17 protein-coding genes and 2 riboswitches are annotated in these 18002 nt (G+C 37.9%); of the genes, 13 read left to right on the top strand and 4 right to left on the bottom strand.

Annotated features, from left to right (window positions below; all coding sequences use genetic code 11):
- From B4D49_RS01015 to ribE, 10 genes are all read left to right on the top strand, one after another.
- Window positions 1–541: bifunctional ornithine acetyltransferase/N-acetylglutamate synthase (locus B4D49_RS01015; RefSeq protein WP_286782914.1), on the top strand; the 541-nt coding region annotated here is incomplete at its 5' end.
- A 12-nt stretch (window positions 542–553) separates the two neighbouring features.
- Entirely contained in the window at window positions 554–1288 is a 735-nt protein-coding gene (argB, locus tag B4D49_RS01020; protein ID WP_286782915.1) for an acetylglutamate kinase, read from the top strand.
- Window positions 1289–1313: 25 nt separating this feature from the next.
- The gene (locus B4D49_RS01025) at window positions 1314–2444 is read left to right on the top strand and encodes an acetylornithine transaminase (RefSeq protein WP_286782916.1); all 1131 of its coding nucleotides are present in this window, start codon (window positions 1314–1316) and stop codon (window positions 2442–2444) included.
- A 124-nt stretch (window positions 2445–2568) separates the two neighbouring features.
- Window positions 2569–3126 carry an NAD(P)H-dependent oxidoreductase gene (locus B4D49_RS01030; RefSeq protein ID WP_286782917.1) on the top strand — a complete coding sequence of 186 codons (558 nt, stop codon included), beginning with the start codon at window positions 2569–2571 and terminating at the stop codon, window positions 3124–3126.
- Window positions 3127–3340: 214 nt separating this feature from the next.
- The gene (locus B4D49_RS01035; protein WP_286782918.1) at window positions 3341–3556 is read left to right on the top strand and encodes a helix-turn-helix transcriptional regulator; all 216 of its coding nucleotides are present in this window, start codon (window positions 3341–3343) and stop codon (window positions 3554–3556) included.
- Window positions 3557–3670: 114 nt separating this feature from the next.
- Window positions 3671–4318: a DUF3169 family protein gene (locus B4D49_RS01040; protein WP_286782919.1), complete on the top strand. Its 648-nt coding sequence runs from the start codon at window positions 3671–3673 to the stop codon at window positions 4316–4318.
- 53 nt (window positions 4319–4371) lie between these two features.
- Window positions 4372–4625: riboswitch (FMN riboswitch) on the top strand.
- Window positions 4626–4833: 208 nt separating this feature from the next.
- A complete protein-coding gene (ribD, locus tag B4D49_RS01045) occupies window positions 4834–5889 on the top strand; it encodes a bifunctional diaminohydroxyphosphoribosylaminopyrimidine deaminase/5-amino-6-(5-phosphoribosylamino)uracil reductase RibD (RefSeq protein ID WP_132868934.1) in 1056 nt (351 codons plus the stop codon).
- Window positions 5889–6491 carry a riboflavin synthase gene (locus B4D49_RS01050; protein WP_132868928.1) on the top strand — a complete coding sequence of 201 codons (603 nt, stop codon included), beginning with the start codon at window positions 5889–5891 and terminating at the stop codon, window positions 6489–6491. Before ribD ends, B4D49_RS01050 begins: the two co-directional genes overlap by 1 nt.
- Window positions 6492–7670, top strand: a complete 1179-nt coding sequence (gene ribA / locus B4D49_RS01055; protein ID WP_132868927.1) for a GTP cyclohydrolase II — start codon at window positions 6492–6494, stop codon at window positions 7668–7670.
- A gap of 11 nt (window positions 7671–7681) precedes the next feature.
- Complete coding sequence (gene ribE / locus B4D49_RS01060; protein WP_286782920.1) at window positions 7682–8143, top strand: 6,7-dimethyl-8-ribityllumazine synthase; 462 nt, start codon at window positions 7682–7684, stop codon at window positions 8141–8143.
- Window positions 8144–8212: 69 nt separating this feature from the next.
- Here the strand turns inward: ribE and thiT are convergent, their stop codons facing one another.
- From thiT to nrdH, 4 genes are all read right to left on the bottom strand, one after another.
- Entirely contained in the window at window positions 8213–8779 is a 567-nt protein-coding gene (gene thiT / locus B4D49_RS01065; RefSeq protein ID WP_286782921.1) for an energy-coupled thiamine transporter ThiT, read from the bottom strand.
- A 69-nt stretch (window positions 8780–8848) separates the two neighbouring features.
- Window positions 8849–8946, bottom strand: a riboswitch (TPP riboswitch).
- Window positions 8947–9045: 99 nt separating this feature from the next.
- On the bottom strand, window positions 9046–10008 hold the full coding sequence (nrdF, locus tag B4D49_RS01070) for a class 1b ribonucleoside-diphosphate reductase subunit beta (RefSeq protein ID WP_158913385.1): 963 nt from the start codon (window positions 10006–10008) through the stop codon (window positions 9046–9048).
- A gap of 228 nt (window positions 10009–10236) precedes the next feature.
- Window positions 10237–12396: a class 1b ribonucleoside-diphosphate reductase subunit alpha gene (gene nrdE / locus B4D49_RS01075; protein WP_286782922.1), complete on the bottom strand. Its 2160-nt coding sequence runs from the start codon at window positions 12394–12396 to the stop codon at window positions 10237–10239.
- 69 nt (window positions 12397–12465) lie between these two features.
- Entirely contained in the window at window positions 12466–12693 is a 228-nt protein-coding gene (gene nrdH, locus B4D49_RS01080; protein WP_074481950.1) for a glutaredoxin-like protein NrdH, read from the bottom strand.
- Between the two features lie 283 nt (window positions 12694–12976).
- Between nrdH and acnA the strand changes: the two genes are divergently transcribed.
- Genes acnA through icd form a run of 3 tightly spaced genes read left to right on the top strand, consistent with a single transcriptional unit; the run spans window position 12977 to window position 17968 of the window.
- A complete protein-coding gene (gene acnA, locus B4D49_RS01085; RefSeq protein ID WP_286782923.1) occupies window positions 12977–15640 on the top strand; it encodes an aconitate hydratase AcnA in 2664 nt (887 codons plus the stop codon).
- A 3-nt stretch (window positions 15641–15643) separates the two neighbouring features.
- Window positions 15644–16762 carry a citrate synthase gene (locus B4D49_RS01090; RefSeq protein WP_132869353.1) on the top strand — a complete coding sequence of 373 codons (1119 nt, stop codon included), beginning with the start codon at window positions 15644–15646 and terminating at the stop codon, window positions 16760–16762.
- Between the two features lie 30 nt (window positions 16763–16792).
- On the top strand, window positions 16793–17968 hold the full coding sequence (gene icd / locus B4D49_RS01095) for an NADP-dependent isocitrate dehydrogenase (protein ID WP_286782924.1): 1176 nt from the start codon (window positions 16793–16795) through the stop codon (window positions 17966–17968).
- Window positions 17969–18002: the final 34 nt, after the last annotated feature.

Raw genomic sequence — 18002 nt, forward strand, 5'->3', positions numbered from 1 at the left:
TGGTGATACATCAACAAATGATATGGTTCTTGTCATGTCAAATGGTTGTACTTTGAACGAAGAAATTTTGCCAAATACACCTGAATTTGATAAATTCTCAGCCATGCTTAATTATGTCATGCAAGAATTGGCTAAAATGATTGCTAAAGATGGTGAAGGGGCAAGCAAACTCATTGAAGTAAAAGTCAAAAATGCTCCAAATGCCCTTGATGCCCGTATGATGGCTAAAAGTGTTGTGGGTTCAAGCCTTGTTAAGACGGCTATTTTTGGTGAAGACCCTAACTGGGGACGTATTCTAGCAGCAGTTGGTTATGCAGGGGTTGATGTTCCTGTTGATAATATTGACATTTTCCTTGGCGATGTTCCAGTCATGCTAAAATCAAGTCCCGTTGAATTTGAAGCAGAAGAAATGCAAGATGTTATGCACGAAGATGAGATTACTATCACGGTTGATTTGCATGCAGGTGAAGCACAAGGAAAAGCATGGGGCTGCGATTTGTCATATGATTATGTGAAAATCAATGCTCTCTATCGTACATAAAAGGATGAGACCATGAAAAATACTATTGTGATTAAAATTGGAGGAGTTGCTAGTCAACACCTTTCACAAGATTTTATTAATCAAGTCAAAGACTGGAAAGATAATGGTAAGAAAGTTGTTATCGTACACGGTGGTGGCTATGCCATTAATAAATTGATGGAAGATAATCATGTTCCAGTTAAAAAAATCAATGGGCTTCGTGTAACAAGTCAAGCTGATATGAGATTAGTTAGCTATGCACTTTTAAATATGGTTGGTCACAATTTGACTAAAAAATTGAACCAATCGTCTGTTGATAGTATTCAACTTTTATCAGGACTTAAGCGTGTGGTTAAAGCTGACTTCCTTGATAAACATACCTATGGCTATGTTGGTGATGTGTCTCATATTCAAACGCCGATTTTAGAGCAAATGCTCGATAATCATATGTTGCCAGTTTTGGCTTCTATTGGTTATTCTGAACAAGGCGAAATGCTCAATATCAACGCTGATTATTTGGCAACGGCAGTCGCTGTAGCTTTGGAAGCTGAGAAATTGGTCCTTATGACTGACGTTAAAGGCGTCTTGGAAAATGGAGCTGTGCTAGATAGTTTAACATCGACAGAATTTCAAGAGAAAATTGATCAAGGCATTATCACTGGTGGCATGATTCCAAAAATTGAATCAGCTGTCAATACCGTTTTAGCAGGTGTTGGTGAAGTATTGATTGGCGACAATCTTGTAACAGGAACTTCAATCATCAGCTGAAACTTAATGTAAATGGGAGAAAGAAATGACGAAACTATTTCAAAATTATAAACGTGCAGCAATTGAATTTGTCAAAGCTGAGGGAAATTATCTTTTTGACCAAGATGGGGAAAAGTATCTAGATTTCTCCACTGGAATTGGAGTCACAAATCTAGGATTTCACCCACAAGTTAAGGCAGCTTTGCAAAAACAATCTGAACAAATCTGGCACACACCTAACTTGTATCTTAATTCTTTACAAGAAGAAGTAGCTGGCAAATTAATCGGCGATAAAGATTATCTCGCCTTCTTTGCCAATAGCGGTGCTGAAGCCAATGAAGCTGCCATTAAAATCGCTCGTAAAGCAACTGGCAAACAAGAAATCATTACTTTTGTCAATTCTTTCCATGGACGTACCTTTGGATCAATGTCAGCAACAGGTCAAGATAAAATCAAAATTGGTTTTGGTGACGGTGTGCCACACTTTAGCTATGCTATTTACAATGATTTAGATAGTGTTAAAAGTATGGTGACTGATGACACAGCAGCTGTCATGTTAGAGTTGGTTCAAGGGGAATCAGGTGTTCGACCTGCTGATAAGGATTTTGTGACAGCTTTGAGCAATTTCTGTCAAGAAACAGGAATTCTTCTAATCGTTGATGAAGTGCAAACTGGTATGGGACGTACTGGTAAGCTCTTCTCATTTGAGCATTATGGTATTGAACCAGATATTTTCACTTTGGCAAAAGGTCTTGGAAATGGTGTGCCAGTGGGTGCGATGATTGCTAAGGAAAAACTCGGTTCAGCTTTCTCATATGGTAGTCACGGGTCAACTTTTGGTGGTAATAAATTAGTCATGTCAGCAGCCTCAAGCGTACTGGATATTATGCTGGCTGACGGTTTCTTACCACAAGCACTTGATAACGGAAACTACTTGCAAGCTGAATTGAAAAAAGCTTTAGCAGGAAATGCTAAAGTGGCTGATATTCGTGGTTTGGGTTACATGATTGGTATTGAAACGACTGAAAATCTTGGTGAATTGGTTGAAAAAGCGCGTGACAAAGGATTAGTTGTTTTAACAGCTGGTACTAATGTTATCCGTCTTTTACCCCCATTGACTTTGACAAAAGAGCAAATTGACCAAGGTGTCGCTATTTTAAAAGATGTTTTTGCTTAAAGAGAAAGAAGCTGAGATAATGAGCTCAGCTTCATTTATTTGTGCTGTCTAGTTAGAAGAGACGTTGGTTGACAAATTATGTTAAAATGTATATAATTTTCTGAAAATAAAAAGAGGTGTAAATATGTCTAAAAAAGTTCTTGTTGTTTCAGGACATCCTGATTTGAAAAATGATTCTTTAGCTAATAAAACTATTTTAAAAGAAATTAAAAAGCTCTACCCAGGAGTTGAATTGGATATTTTGAGTAATTTATATCCTGATTATCAGATTGATGTGGCAGCTGAACAAGACAAACTTCGTTGGGCGGATGTCATTGTCTTTCAATATCCTTTGTACTGGTATATGACACCATCATTGATGAATAAATGGATTGAGAAAGTGTTTGTACACGGTTTTTCTCATGGTTCAAATGGTGATGCATTAAAAGGGAAAGTTTTGATTGCATCATTGACGACAGGAGCTGGTGAAGCGGCCTATAGTGCTGAAGCTGGAACGACAATTGAAGACCTTTTGGCACCGATTCGTTTGACTGCGAAATTGACGCAGCTTAACTTTGTTGGTCATATTGTCACACATGGTGTGTCGTATTCACTACGCGAGGATGCGGATAAAGCACAAGAGTTGATTGAAAAATCACAAGAACATGCTCAAAAATTGGTTGAAATGATTAAAAGTTTGTAGGAAATAAAGACTCGGTTTTATTAACTGAGTCTTTATTTGACAAACATATTATCAATTATGACAAAAATATTTTTATTTTTGACAAATATACTTGTCAAAAATAAAAAACGATGCTATAATCAAATCAACAAAAGGGAAAAGGAGAAAAAAGACTTGATCGGAAGAAGAAATCAAAAAATAAGTAGTAGTGTTAGTTACTAGAATGGAGGGTATTTTGGTCTTAAAGAATCGTCTTAAAGAATTGCGTGCACGTGAGGGGTTAAATCAAACTCAATTAGCGAAACTAGCTAGGGTTTCTAGACAAACCATTAGTCTCCTAGAGCGTAACGAATATACACCGTCAGTGATTATTGCTCTACGCATTGCACACATATTTAATGAACCTGTCGAAAATGTTTTTAGTCTTGATGAAGAGGGAGAAGAAGAATGAAAAAGCAAAACAATTAACAACTAAACAACGTATCCTAATGTACCTCGGAATTGCCATAACGAGTGCACTTGTAGGTGGGCTTACTGGTTTTTTGGTGTTGGTTTTGGTGATAACGTGTTAACGTTTAATTATGATACTTTTATGGTTTTGGCTTATGGGATTACTACTATTTCAATTGTTGTCACATTATGGTTCATGTATCAAGCAAATCATTACCATAATCGTTATGAAAGCATGGGTGATGATGCTGATGAAGATGATAATTATGAGATTTATCGCAAGACATTTAAAAATTTAGAGTTTGCAACAATTTTCTACAATGCCTCAGCAGCCTTAATTCTCCTTTCAATATTTGGTGATGTTTACGGTTTCCATGATAGAATTGTTAGCGGTGCTGCCCTTAATTTTACAGCATATGTAAAAGATATCATTTTCCTAGTTCTGCTAATTATTTTCCAAGTGATGATATTTAAATTAACTCAAAAAATTCGTCACTACAAATTATCAGCTATGCCAACAATTAAAGAAGTAAAAGAATTTGCTTACTCTTATGATGAAGGTGAACTTCAAGCAAATTATGAACAAGCTTTCTTAATTGTTTTCAATCTGAACCAATTTTTACCAATTGTTTATGTGATTCTATACATTTTAGCAATTGTGAGCTCTATTGATGTTATGTCAGGTTTTGTCGTTACGACAGTAATCTATCTCTACATTAACCTTGCGAACATTCGTTTTGTTAATAAATATTTCAGAAAATAAGAAAAATGATTGACAGTGTTTTTAAATCGTGCTAATCTAAGAAAGAATTGAATAGTTTTCTTCGGGGCAGGGTGTGATTCCCGACCGACGGTAATGTTGTCTCGTTGATTGCTATTTGCTTTTATTCATTGTTGACGCCTTTTGCTTAACACCCGTTATGTCTGCGAGGAGTCGCCTAAACTAAAAGCAAATCATCAATCAACTTTGTTTGGTCTGACATGCAGATGAGAGAGCTAAGTCCGTGAGCGCAAGCTGATCTGGTGAGATTCCAGAACCGACAGTATAGTCTGGATGAGAGAAGAAGTTGATAGAGTATCAAAGAGTGAGTCTCTTACTTTTTGGAATACTTTTTTAGTTGTCTTTAATTGCCTCGTAGTGTATTGCTACGAGGTTTTTGATTACAATTATTGTTTTTTGGTGTTGCTTGATGCAACGGTAAAAATGAATTATCCCGATGAAAATTGCTTTAGCTAAGCTTGTTTTTCTTGGGATTTTTTGTTGGAAAGGAGGCTTATATGCACGAAGCTTATATGGCACAAGCAATTGCAGAAGCTAGAAATGGCTTTAGGCAGACCTATACCAATCCTTTGGTTGGTGCGGTCATCGTTAAAGATAATCGTGTGATTGCTCGTGGAGCGCATTTGCAGTATGGTCATGAACATGCTGAGAAAAATGCAATTTTACATTGTGAAGCCCCTGAAGAACTGCTCAATTCAACACTCTATGTAACGTTAGAACCTTGTCATCATCGAGGAAAACAACCGCCTTGTACACAGGCAATCCTGGATTCTGGCATCAAAAAGGTCGTGGTTGGACAACTTGATCCCAATCCTTTGGTTGCTGGAAAGGGGTTGGCCTTTTTAAGAGAACAAGGGATTGAGGTTATTACTGGTATTTTGGAAAATGAGGCACGCGCACTCAATCCGCATTATAATTTCTATCATGAATACAAGCGCCCCTATGTGGTTTTGAAACAAGCGGTGAGCTTGGATGGGAAAATTGCGGTGCTTGGCAAACGAACTGCCTTGACTGATGATGAAACCAACCGTTTTGTTCATGATGAGCGAGATGACTACAAAGCCATTTTGGTTGGTGCTGACACGGTTTTGATTGATAATCCGAGATTACTGGGAGCAGGGACAAGTTTGTATCCGCCAGTACGTGTGATTTTGGATGAAGCAGGACGCATTTTTGACAAACGAGAGTTACAAATTTTTAAAAATCAATCAGCGCCAGTTTACATTTTTAGTAGGCGACAAGTTGCGAATTTGCCTGCGCATATCACGGTCATATCTTTAGATGATTTTTCCATTGCTAACATTTTGCAGGCGCTTTATGAGAAAAAGATTCAGTCTGTTTATGTCGAGGGCGGAGCGCAGGTTCATGATGCGTTTTTAGCGAGCGATTTATGGGATGAACTCATTTCTTACGTGACCCCTAAGGTGATTGGTGGCAATGGCAGAGCTGCTATAGCAAGTTCTCGTCAGGTTGAACAAGTTTACGATTTGCAGGATTTTTCAGTTCAAACAATTGGCACTAATCTGCGTTTGTCAGTCAAAAGGAGGTTGTGATGTTTACAGGATTAATTCAAGAACAAGGGCGCATTAGTCGAATGGTTAAACACCAGCATAATATTAAATTAACTTGCAAAGCATCTCGAAAATTGCTAGCAGATTATAAAATTGGTGATAGTATGGCAATCAATGGTGTCTGTCTAACTTGCGTAGCAAAAGCAGGTGATATGTTTACGGTAGATATCATGCCAGAAACCTTTAGACGAACAATTTTCTCAACTTGTCGTATTGGTGATTTGGTCAATTTAGAGCTGGCAATGTCTGCTAATGCTCGTTTTGAAGGGCACCTTGTGACAGGACATGTTGATAGCGTTGCGACACTTGTTCAAAAAGAAAGTGATGAAAATGCTATTGTACTTAGTTTTGCTTTTCCAAAAGAATTGGAAGGTCAAATCGTGGGTCAGGGGTCAATCGCAGTTAATGGTGTTAGTTTGACGGTGGTCTTTGTCAAGTCAGGACAATTTAGCGTGTCTTTAATTCCACATACAGCTAAAGCAACGAATCTGGCTCAGCTTAAAAAAGGTGATAAGGTCAATATTGAGACAGATATTTTAGCCAAATACATGCAAGCACAAATGGCAAAAATGGGAGGACAATAAATGTTTAAGGATGTTGAAAAAGCACTTGCTGATTTAAAAGCAGGTAAATTAATTGTAGTGGTTGATGATGATGACCGCGAAGCAGAAGGAGACTTGGTCGGTTTAGCAGAATTGGTAACTCCAGAAAATGTGAATTTTATGACAGCGCACGCGCGTGGCTTGATTTGCGCACCAGTATCAAAACGTATTGCTAAGCATTTGGAACTATCTCCAATGTCAGAAGAAACCACTGATGCACACGGCACAGCCTTCACTATTAGTGTCGACCACAAGGAGACATCAACGGGTATTTCAGCATTTGATCGTGCTAAAACTATTCAAGCTTTGGCATCACAAAGTAGTAAAGCTAGCGATTTTCATCGCCCTGGGCATATGTTTCCTTTAGTGGGACGAAGTGGCGGTGTTTTGCAACGTCGAGGGCACACCGAAGCTAGTCTTGATTTGGCGCGTTTAGCTGGTGGTAGTGAGGCAGCCTATATTTGTGAAATTTTAAAAGAAGATGGCACTATGGCCCGTAAGACTGATTTATACACGTATGCTGAGAAATGGAATTTGACCATGATTGAAGTGGGTGATATTGCCCGTTATGTGAGTTTTCAAGACAGCCCAAAGGTAAAGTTGCCATCGGCTTATGGTGATTTTGAGTTGCGCTTGTTTGAAGATGAAGAACATCGTGAGCACGTTTTGTTGTCAAAGGGGGGGTTAACAAGCGATGAGCCACTTTTATTGCGTTTGCACTCAGAATGTTTGACAGGAGATGTTTTTGGTTCTTTACGTTGTGATTGTGGTGAGCAATTACATGCAGCAATGAACCAAATTGATAAAGTTGGGCGCGGAGCTATTTTGTACCTTCGACAAGAGGGACGTGGCATTGGACTTAAAAACAAACTTAAGGCTTACCAGTTGCAAGAAGAAGGTATGGATACCTATGATGCCAACCTTGAACTTGGTTTTGCACCAGATGAGCGCGATTATCAAATTGCGGCAGATATTCTATCATTTTTGAACATTAAGCAAATCAAGTTATTGACTAACAATCCTGACAAGTTAGAGCAACTTGAAAAATCTGGCGTTGAGATTGTTGAACGCTTGCCTTTGCAGATGCCGGCTCATCAAGAAAATCGTGCTTATTTGCAAACCAAACAAGAAAAATTTCATCATTTACTACATATCGTATAAGGAGAAAAATCATGACAACATTTGAAGGAAAATTTATCGGAAAAGACTTAAAAATTGCTATTGTAGTCGCACGTTTTAATGAATTTATCACCTCAAAATTATTGGGAGGTGCCATGGATGGTTTGATTCGCAACGAAGTAGCTGAAGAAGATATTGATGTTTATTGGGTCCCAGGTGCTTTTGAGATTCCATTCATGACCAAAAAAATTGTTGCGACTGGCAAATACGATGGAGTTATCACACTCGGAAGTGTTATCCGTGGGTCAACTAGTCATTATGACCTTGTTTGTAATGAAGTGGCAAAAGGTGTTGGTCAAATCAATCTTACGAGTGATATTCCAGTCATGTTTGGCGTGGTTACGACAGAAGATATCGAACAAGCTATCGAACGCTCAGGTTCAAAAGCTGGAAATAAAGGTAGCGAATGCGCACAAGGTGTACTTGAAATGATTAATTTGGCAAAACAAATTTAATTTAAAGACATGACAAAAGCTAAGGCAAGTAGCCTTAGCTTTTGTAGTGTTACGCTTAAAGAGGAATAGTTATTTTTTTACCAAGAAAAGTTTTCCTTGTGTTGGTATGATAATAGCAAGTGCTAAAATGACGAAAATCAAAGTCAATAGTCCAGCTGTTCCGTTGACGGTAAATGAATACCAGTAGGGAGACATGTCTTTTGGAGCATAGCTTCCCCAGAAGATAAAGCCTGCTACATAATGCCAGAAATAGCGGACGAAAACAGCAAGTATCGCACCGATAGTTGAGTAAATTAAAGCGCGTCCCTTGTTATCTTTAGAAAGAGCATTTTGAAATGGTGCAGATAGAAAACCAGCTAATCCCATCGAGATAAAGGCGATAATGTATTCAATAATAACTTGTGATAAAGCCAAGTACCAAACTTTTCCTAAAATGAAATGAAGTAATCCCCAAATCAAACTAGCCAAAGTTCCATATTTTGGACCACGTCTTAGAGCAAAGAGAACGACAGGGACAGTACCAAATGAAGGGGTGAACCAACTAGCAAAATCTGGGATATAAGATAAGGCCATGGCAAAAGCAGCAACAAGTGCAGTCTCAATTAAAGCAGACAATTGAGAATTCTTTGACGACATAAAAAGCTCCTTCTAATACAAAGGAGCTTTTTACTGATAATATGTTCAATGCGATTTCAAACAAGTTTAAAAAAGTCATGTCACAATCCCTACGCTCGTCCTAACGAGATCAGGTTATCAGGATTTCGCAAATGCGATCTCAGCCAGAGGCACTCCTTTGTGAAATATATTTGCTTATAGTCTAGCATGAACGAAAGTTTCTTGTCAAGACAGTTTGCAATAATTTTTTGAAAATTCTAATTTGTTTTCGAAAATTTTTGAAAATGCTAATCAAGACCATAATTGTAATCATCATCTTGCATAGCTTCGACAGAACCAAGAAGGTAGCCGTTTCCAACCTGACTAAAGAAGTCGTGATTAGAAGTACCAGTTGAGATACCATTCATGACGATTGGATTGACATCATTAGCGGTATCAGGAAATAGCGGATCTTGGCCTAAGTTCATAAGAGCTTTATTAGCGTTGTAGCGTAAGAAAGTCAGAACTTCTTCGGTCCAGCCTACTTCGTCATAGAGTGTTTTAGTATAATTTTCTTCATTTTCATAAAGTTGGTAAAGTAAATCATACATCCAGTCACGCAATTCTTCTTGTTCTTCTTCGGATAATTCATTGAAACCAAGCTGGAATTTATATCCAATGTAAGTGCCATGAACAGATTCATCACGGATAATTAATTTGATAATTTCAGCGACATTTGCCAATTTATTGTTACCAAGATAATAAAGAGGGGTGAAAAATCCAGAATAGAAGAGAAAGGTTTCAAGGAAAGTTGAAGCAACTTTTTTTTGCAGAGCAGTACCATTTTCATAAATATCATTAATGATTTTAGCTTTTTTCTGCAAATATTCGTTGTTATTTGTCCATTCAAAAATGGCTTCAATCTCTGATTTTGTATTCAGGGTTGAAAAAATAGAAGAGTAAGATTTGGCATGGACTGACTCCATGAATTGAATATTGTTGAGAACAGCTTCTTCATGAGGTGTTCTGACATCTGCACGAATAGCTTCAACACCAGATTCTGATTGCATGGTATCAAGAAGAGTTAAGCCACCAAATACCTTACCAACCAAATCTTTTTCTTGGTCTGAGAGTTTACGCCAGTCATCTAAATCATTTGAGAGAGGAATACGCGTATCAAGCCAGAATTGTTCTGTTAATTTTTCCCAAGTTGATTTATCAATGACATCTTCAATCTCATTCCAATTAATGGCTTTATAATATGTAGTCATGTTTCTGATTTCTCCTAAGAGTAGTTATAAGAAAGCTAGCCAGAAGACTGGCGCTTCAATTGAAGTTCTTTAAGTTGTACCGGTTCATGTCGTCACATAGCAGTTATCACACAAAACCAAATGACTCGATACTAGTCATTTGATGAAGTTGGTAAGTGAACTAGGGAATCCGCCATAGCGGTTGCCGTCTTGTTATTAGGTCCTTTAGGACCAATAACAAGTGTTCAGTTAAATCACACAGCTTTCACATTGGTTTGAACCGACTTCTTCACCGTCATCAGTGAAGGTACGGATGTAATAAATAGATTTAAGGCCTTTATTAAAAGCGTAATGACGCAAGATAGACAGGTCACGAGTGGTTTGTTTACTTTGCAATTTCCATTCATAGAGTCCTTCTGGAATATCGCTGCGTAAGAACAAGGTGAGTGATAACCCTTGGTCGACGTGCTCGGTAGCTGCGGCATAAACATCAATGACTTTTCGCATATCCATATCATAAGCAGATGTGTAGTAAGGAATTGTATCTGTCGACAAACCAGCAGCAGGGTAATATATCTTACCAATTTTCTTTTCTTGACGTTCTTCAATACGTTGCGTAATTGGATGAAGTGACGCAGAAACATCATTGATATAAGAAATAGAACCATTTGGAGCAACTGCTAAACGATTTTGGTGATAGAGCCCGTCTGCTATGATAGCATCACGAAGCTCAGCCCAATCTTTACCACTAGGGATAAAATGATCTGCAAAAAGTTCTTTCACGCGATCAGATTTTGGTACAAATTCACCTGTGATGTATTTATCAAAGTAACTTCCGTCCGCGTATTTTGACTTTTCAAATCCTACAAATGTCTGCTTGCGTTCGCGGGCAATCTGATTAGATTCGACTAATGTCCAGTAATTGAGCAACATGAAATAGATGTTTGTAAATTCAATAGATTCCGGACTTCCATAGTGAATATGGTTTTGAGCTAGGTAGGTGTGAAGTCCCATAGCACCAAGTCCAAAGGTATGAGCTTGTTCATTCCCATGCTTGATTGTTGGCACAGCTTCAATTGATGACGTATCTGAAACAAAAGTTAGAGCGCGTGTCATAGCTTTAATAGAGCGACCAAAATCTGGAGAAGTCATCATATTAACGATGTTAGTTGAACCCAAATTACATGAAATATCTGTTCCCATTTTGACAAATTCTTGGGCATCATTGATAATGCTTGGTTTTTGAACCTGAAGAACTTCAGAACATAGGTTTGACATGATGATTTTACCATCGATTGGATTAGTACGGTTAGCTGTGTCAATGTTAATTACATAAGGATAACCAGATTCTTGTTGGAGTTTTGAAATTTCAGTTTCCAAATCACGCGCTTTAATCTTAGTTTTGACAATATTAGGATTTGCAACCATTTTGTCGTATTCTGCTGTGATGTCCACGTAGCTGTAAGGAACACCGTACTCACGCTCAACACTATATGGGCTGAAGAGATACATGTCTTCATTTTTGCGAGCTAGTTCGTAGAATTTATCAGGAACGGTGATTCCAAGTGACAGTGTTTTGACACGCACTTTTTCATCAGCGTTTTCTTTTTTAGTAGATAAGAAAGCCATGATATCTGGGTGGAAAACATCCAGGTAAACCGCACCGGCACCTTGGCGTTGACCAAGTTGGTTAGAATATGAAAAGCTATCTTCAAAGAGTTTCATGACTGGTACCACACCAGATGCTGCACCTTCATATCCTTTAATAGGAGCTCCAGCCTCACGCAAATTTGAAAGGCTAATACCAACACCGCCTCCGATTCTTGATAATTGCAGAGCTGAGTTGATGGAACGTCCAATAGCGTTCATGTCATCAGTAACTGAAATTAGGAAACACGATACAAATTCTCCTCGTCGACTACGGCCTGCATTCAAGAAAGAAGGAGTAGCTGGTTGGTAACGCTGGTTAATCATTTCAGTGGCTAAATCACGAGCTAATGTCTCATTGCCATTGGCAAAATAGAGTGCATTAAAAAGGACACGGTCTTCGATGCTTTCAAGGTATTGACTACCGTCGTTTGTTTTTAATGCATATTGCTGGTAAAACTTGTAGGCTGCCATGAATGATTTGAAGCGGAAATTGTGAGATCTTAATTCTTCAGATAATGATTCAATGAACTCTGGTGAATAGTTACTGATGAATTCAGCTTCAATGTAGTCATTTGTGATTAAGTAGCTGATTTTTTCTGAAATGTTCTTGAAAGTCATTGTATTGGGAATGACATTTTCAGAAAAGAAGGCTTTCAGAGCTTCTTTATCTTTATTTAAGGGGATTTGTCCATTGACTGGACGGTTAATTTCATTATTAAGGCGAAAGTATGATACATCGCCGAGATTTTTAAGACTCATAAAGTAAGATACCAAGCTCGTTTGTCGGGCAAGGTAATTCCTTTCTAATTAAAGATGGAAGTAGTGTAGTTAAACAATTTCTTTTAACTTACTTGGTTGAAAGCCAGAGAATACGATATCGCCGGCTTTGATAACTGGAGCAGCAGTGAAACCAAGGCTTTTAACGTAATCAATCATGTCTGGACGCTCATCGATATTAATTTCTTGGAAATCAGCCCCCTCTTTTTCTAAAAGCTTTTTGGTCATTTTGCATTGCATGCAATTATTTTTTGAAAAAAGTGTAATTTTGTTAGCCATTAGGCTTTCCTCCATAAATCGATATCTTTTTTTAATTCAATGTTTAATTAGAATAACCAAAATTTACCAAAAAAGCAAACAAAAAGGCTTACAAAAACACAACATATAGTACCTTGTTGCTGAAAGCGATACAAAATGTAGTGATATCAAGCGTTTTTGGAAAACGACCAACAAGGTGACAAGTTGTGTCAGAAAACCTAACATATACCTGTAAATTAATGTTGACAAAATTTTCTGAATTTTGTATAATTAAAACACCATAATTATAATCGGGGGTCCGTACATGACAGAGTTCTTATCTAAATTTTCTTTCAAAGAGAATGACTATTCTTACCTTAATCTTGAAGAAGCCGTTTCTCATTATGGAGGAAATATCAAAAGAATCCCTTACACTATTCGTATATTACTTGAAAGTTTACTCAGAAAGTATGATGGAGTAGATGTCACAAAATCTCACATTGAAAATTTAGCAACTTACAATCCTAAAAACATCCAAGGCGAGGTGCCTTTCAAACCAAGTCGTGTTATCCTACAAGATTTCACTGGTGTACCAGTTGTGGTTGACCTTGCCTCAATGCGTGATGCCATTGTCTCAAACGGTGGTGATGCAGAACTTATTAATCCTGAAATTCCTGTTGATTTGGTTATTGACCACAGTGTTCAAGTCGATTTCTTCGGTTGTGACACAGCTTTAGAAGATAACATTAACATGGAATTTAAACGTAACAATGAGCGTTATGAATTTTTGAAATGGGCAGAAAAATCATTTGATAACTATCGCGCTGTTCCACCAGCAACAGGGATTATCCACCAAGTTAATATTGAATATTTAAGCGATGTTGTTATTGAAAAAGATGGCATGCTTTATCCTGATTCAATGTTTGGTACTGATAGTCATACAACAATGATTAATGGTATTGGTGTGCTTGGTTGGGGTGTTGGAGGTATTGAAGCTGAAGCAGCTATGCTTGGTGAAGCGTCATTCTTCCCAATTCCAGAAGTCATCGGTGTCCGTTTGACAGGTAAATTGCCTAAGATTGCGACTGCAACTGACTTGGCACTTAAAGTGACACAAGTCCTTCGTCAAGAAAAAGTTGTCGGCAAATTCGTTGAGTACTTTGGTGATGGTCTTTCAAATCTTAGCCTTGCAGAGCGTGCAACTATCGCTAATATGGCTCCTGAATACGGTGCAACATGTGGTTATTTCCCAATCGATGATGAAACACTTAACTACATGCGTTTGACAAACCGTGATGAAACTCACATCGAATTGACAAAAGAATATGCTAAACGTAACAATCTTTTCTACGATCCAGAACATCAAGCTGAATACACTAAAGTCGTTGAAATTGATTTATCTACTATTTCACCAAGTATCTCTGGACCAAAACGTCCACAAGATTTGATTGATTTGACACAAGCTAAACAAACTTTCCAAGAAAGTTTGGTACGTGAAGCAGGTGTTCAAGGATTTGGTCTAACAGCTGATGAAATTAATAAAACAGCAACTGTTCATTTTGAAGATCAAGATGTTGAGATTAAGACTGGACATGTGGCAATTGCAGCTATCACGTCATGTACGAATACATCAAATCCTTACGTACTCATGTCAGCTGGATTACTTGCTAAAAATGCTGTTGAACGAGGTCTACGCGTAGCTCCGACAGTTAAAACATCACTTGCTCCTGGTTCAAAAGTGGTGACAGGTTATCTTCGAAACTCTGGTTTGCAAACTTATCTAGATACACTTGGCTTTAATATTGTTGGTTATGGTTGTACAACATGTATCGGTAACTCAGGTAGCCTTCGCCCAGAAGTAGCTGAGGCAATTACAGATACTGATTTGTTAGCGTCAGCAGTTTTATCAGGTAACCGTAACTTTGAAGGACGTGTTAACCCACTTGTCAAAGCGAACTTCCTTGCTAGCCCGCCACTTGTTGTGGCTTACGCTCTGGCTGGAAATACTAACATTGATTTGACAACTGAACCACTTGGCTTTGATCAAAATAACGAACCAGTTTATCTTAAAGACATTATGCCAACAAATGATGAAGTGGCAAAATATGTTGACAAATTTGTCACACGCGAATTGTTCGAACACGAGTATGAACATGTCTTTACAGATAGTGAAAAATGGAACCAAATTCCAACAGAAGAAAGTAAAATTTACCATTGGAATGAAGCCTCAACATACATCCAAAACCCACCATACTTTGATAACTTGGGTGATGATTTAGCAATCAAACCACTTAAAAACCTTAAACCATTGGCTAAATTTGGCGATAGTGTTACAACTGACCATATTTCACCAGCAGGTAACATCGCTAAAAACAGTCCAGCTGCTAAATATTTGACAGAACATGGTGTTGATTACCTTGATTTCAACTCATATGGTAGCCGCCGTGGTAACCACGAAGTCATGATGCGCGGAACATTTGCCAACATTCGAATTCAAAACCAATTAGCCGACGGTAAAATTGGTGGTTATACAAAATACAATGGTGAATTAATGCCAATCTATGATGCAGCCATGCATTATAAAGAAGATAAGGTTGATACTTTGGTCATTGCTGGTAAAGACTATGGTATGGGATCAAGTCGTGACTGGGCTGCCAAAGGGTCAAATCTTCTTGGTGTTAAAGCTGTTCTTGCTGAAAGCTTTGAACGTATTCACCGCTCAAACCTTGTCATGATGGGGGTTTTACCATTGCAATTCTTAGAAGGTGATACAGCTGAAAGTCTTGGATTAACAGGTTACGAAACATACGATATTAACCTTTCAGAAAATCCTGGTATTCACGATATTGTTGATGTGATTGCACGTGATGAATCAGGTGAAAAACACTTTAAAGCCATGGTACGTTTTGATGCGGATGCTGACATCCGTTACTACAAAAACGGCGGAATTCTTCCAATGGTTGTTAGAAAGAAATTAGGGGGTGCTTAATATATGACAGGATCAAGTGGATTAAAAGACTTAATCGCCTGTAATACCCGTATTAGCTCGATTATTAATGATAATCTATCTTACGCAGGTTATAATATTTCAGAATTGATGGACAATGACGCAAGTTTCGAAGAAGTGATTTACCTTCTTTGGAACCTTCATTTGCCAAATAAAACACAACTTGATGATTTTGTAAAATTACTTCGTGATAATTACGCTATCAGTGACGCTGTTGTGCAATGTATTATGATTCAATCACGTAATCACTTACATCCAATGAGTGTTCTTCGTTCAACAGTTAGCCTACTCGGAGTTTACAATGTTAATGCGGAAGATAATTCAGAAGAAGCAACTTACGAACAATCTATTCAATTGATGGCAAAAATGCCAACCATCATTGCAACTTTTGCTCGTTTACGTGAAGGAAAAACACCTGTAGCACCACGTAAGGATTTGTGCTTTGCGGCTAATTTCCTTTATATGCTAAATGGTGAAGAACCAACAGAATTGCAAGTTAAAGCTTTAAATCGAGCTTTAGTTCTACATGCTGACCATGAATTAAATGCCTCAACATTTGCCGCACGTGTCTGTGCGTCAACTTTGGCTGATATTTATTCTTGTGTAACAACAGCGATTGGTACCCTTAAAGGACCTCTTCACGGTGGCGCTAATGAACGTGTTTTTGACATGTTGACTGAAATCCGTGAAATGGGTGATACTAAAGCTTATCTAAAAGAAAAACTTGATTCACAAGAAAAAATCATGGGATTTGGCCACCGCGTTTATAAAACACAAGACCCACGTGAAAAATATCTTCGTGAAATGGCTCAAGCTTTAACAGAAGGAACTGAAAATGAAATTTGGTTTGACTTGTCTCGTGAAATTGAAGATTACATGAAACATACTAAAGGTTTGATTCCAAATGTCGATTTCTATTCAGCGACAGTTTATCATGTGCTTGGTATTGATAGTTCAATCTTTACGTTGATTTTTGCCATGAGTCGTGTTGCTGGTTGGATTGCTCATATTCAAGAACAACAAAAACATAATAAATTGATTCGTCCACGTTCTCGTTATAAAGGTGAACTTGGTTTGAAATATGTTCCACTTGAAGATCGTTAAAAAAAGATTACGAAAGGAAAAAGGAAAATTATGGCTGATAAAATCACTTTAGAAAATGGCCAATTGGTCGTTTCTAATCATCCAATTATCCCTTTTATTGAAGGGGACGGTGTTGGACGTGACATTTGGAAAAATGCGCGTGCTGTCTTTGATGCTGCTGTTGAAAAAGCTTATCAAGGTCAAAAGAAAGTTGAATGGGATGAACTTTTAGCTGGTAAAAAAGCGCATGAAGCAACTGGTAAATGGTTACCAGAAGAAACGCTTGATACGATTAAAGAAGATTTGATTGCTATTAAAGGTCCTCTAGAAACACCAGTTGGTGGCGGAATCCGTTCACTAAATGTAACGCTTCGCCAAGAATTGGATTTGTATGCTTGTGTTCGTCCAGTTCGTTATTTTAAAGGAATTGAAAGTCCACTTAAAGAACCAGAAAAAACAAGTATTACTATTTTCCGTGAAAATACTGAAGATATTTACGCTGGTATTGAATGGGAAGCTGGCACACCTGAAGTGAAAAAAGTCATCGAATTCTTGCAAAATGACATGTCTGTCAGCAAGATTCGTTTTCCTGAAACAAGTAGCATTGGTATCAAACCTATCTCAAAAGAAGGTAGTGAACGTTTGATTCGTTCTGCAATTGAATACGCTCTTGCTAATCAACTAACAAATGTCACAATCGTTCACAAAGGAAACATCCAAAAATTCACTGAAGGTGGCTTCCGAAAATGGGGTTATGAATTAGCAGAACGCGAATACGCAGATGAATTGGCAAGTGGAAAATTGGTTATGAATGACATTATTGCCGATAACTTCTTGCAACAAATTTTGCTTAACCCTGAAAAGTTTGATGTTGTGGCTTTGACAAACCTTAATGGTGACTACGCAAGTGATGCTCTTGCTGCTCAAGTTGGTGGTATCGGAATCTCACCTGGTGCTAATATCAATTATGTGACTGGTCATGCTATTTTTGAAGCGACTCATGGAACAGCACCAGATATTGCTGGAAAAGATATTGCTAATCCTTGTTCAGTTCTTTTGTCAGGCTGTATGTTGTTTGATTACATCGGCTGGACAGAAGTTGCTAGCTTGATTTCTCAAGCAATTGAAAAAACATTTGCCAAAGGTCAATTCACAGCAGATTTAGCTCAGGGTGGAAAAGCTTGCTCAACAAGTGAGTTTGCTGCAAAACTTATTGAAAATATGTAAAACCTAACCTAGGACAAGTCTTGTTCTAGGTTTT

The organism is Streptococcus sp. UBA4344 (genome assembly GCF_002393675.1).
Classification (GTDB): domain Bacteria; phylum Bacillota; class Bacilli; order Lactobacillales; family Streptococcaceae; genus Streptococcus; species Streptococcus vicugnae.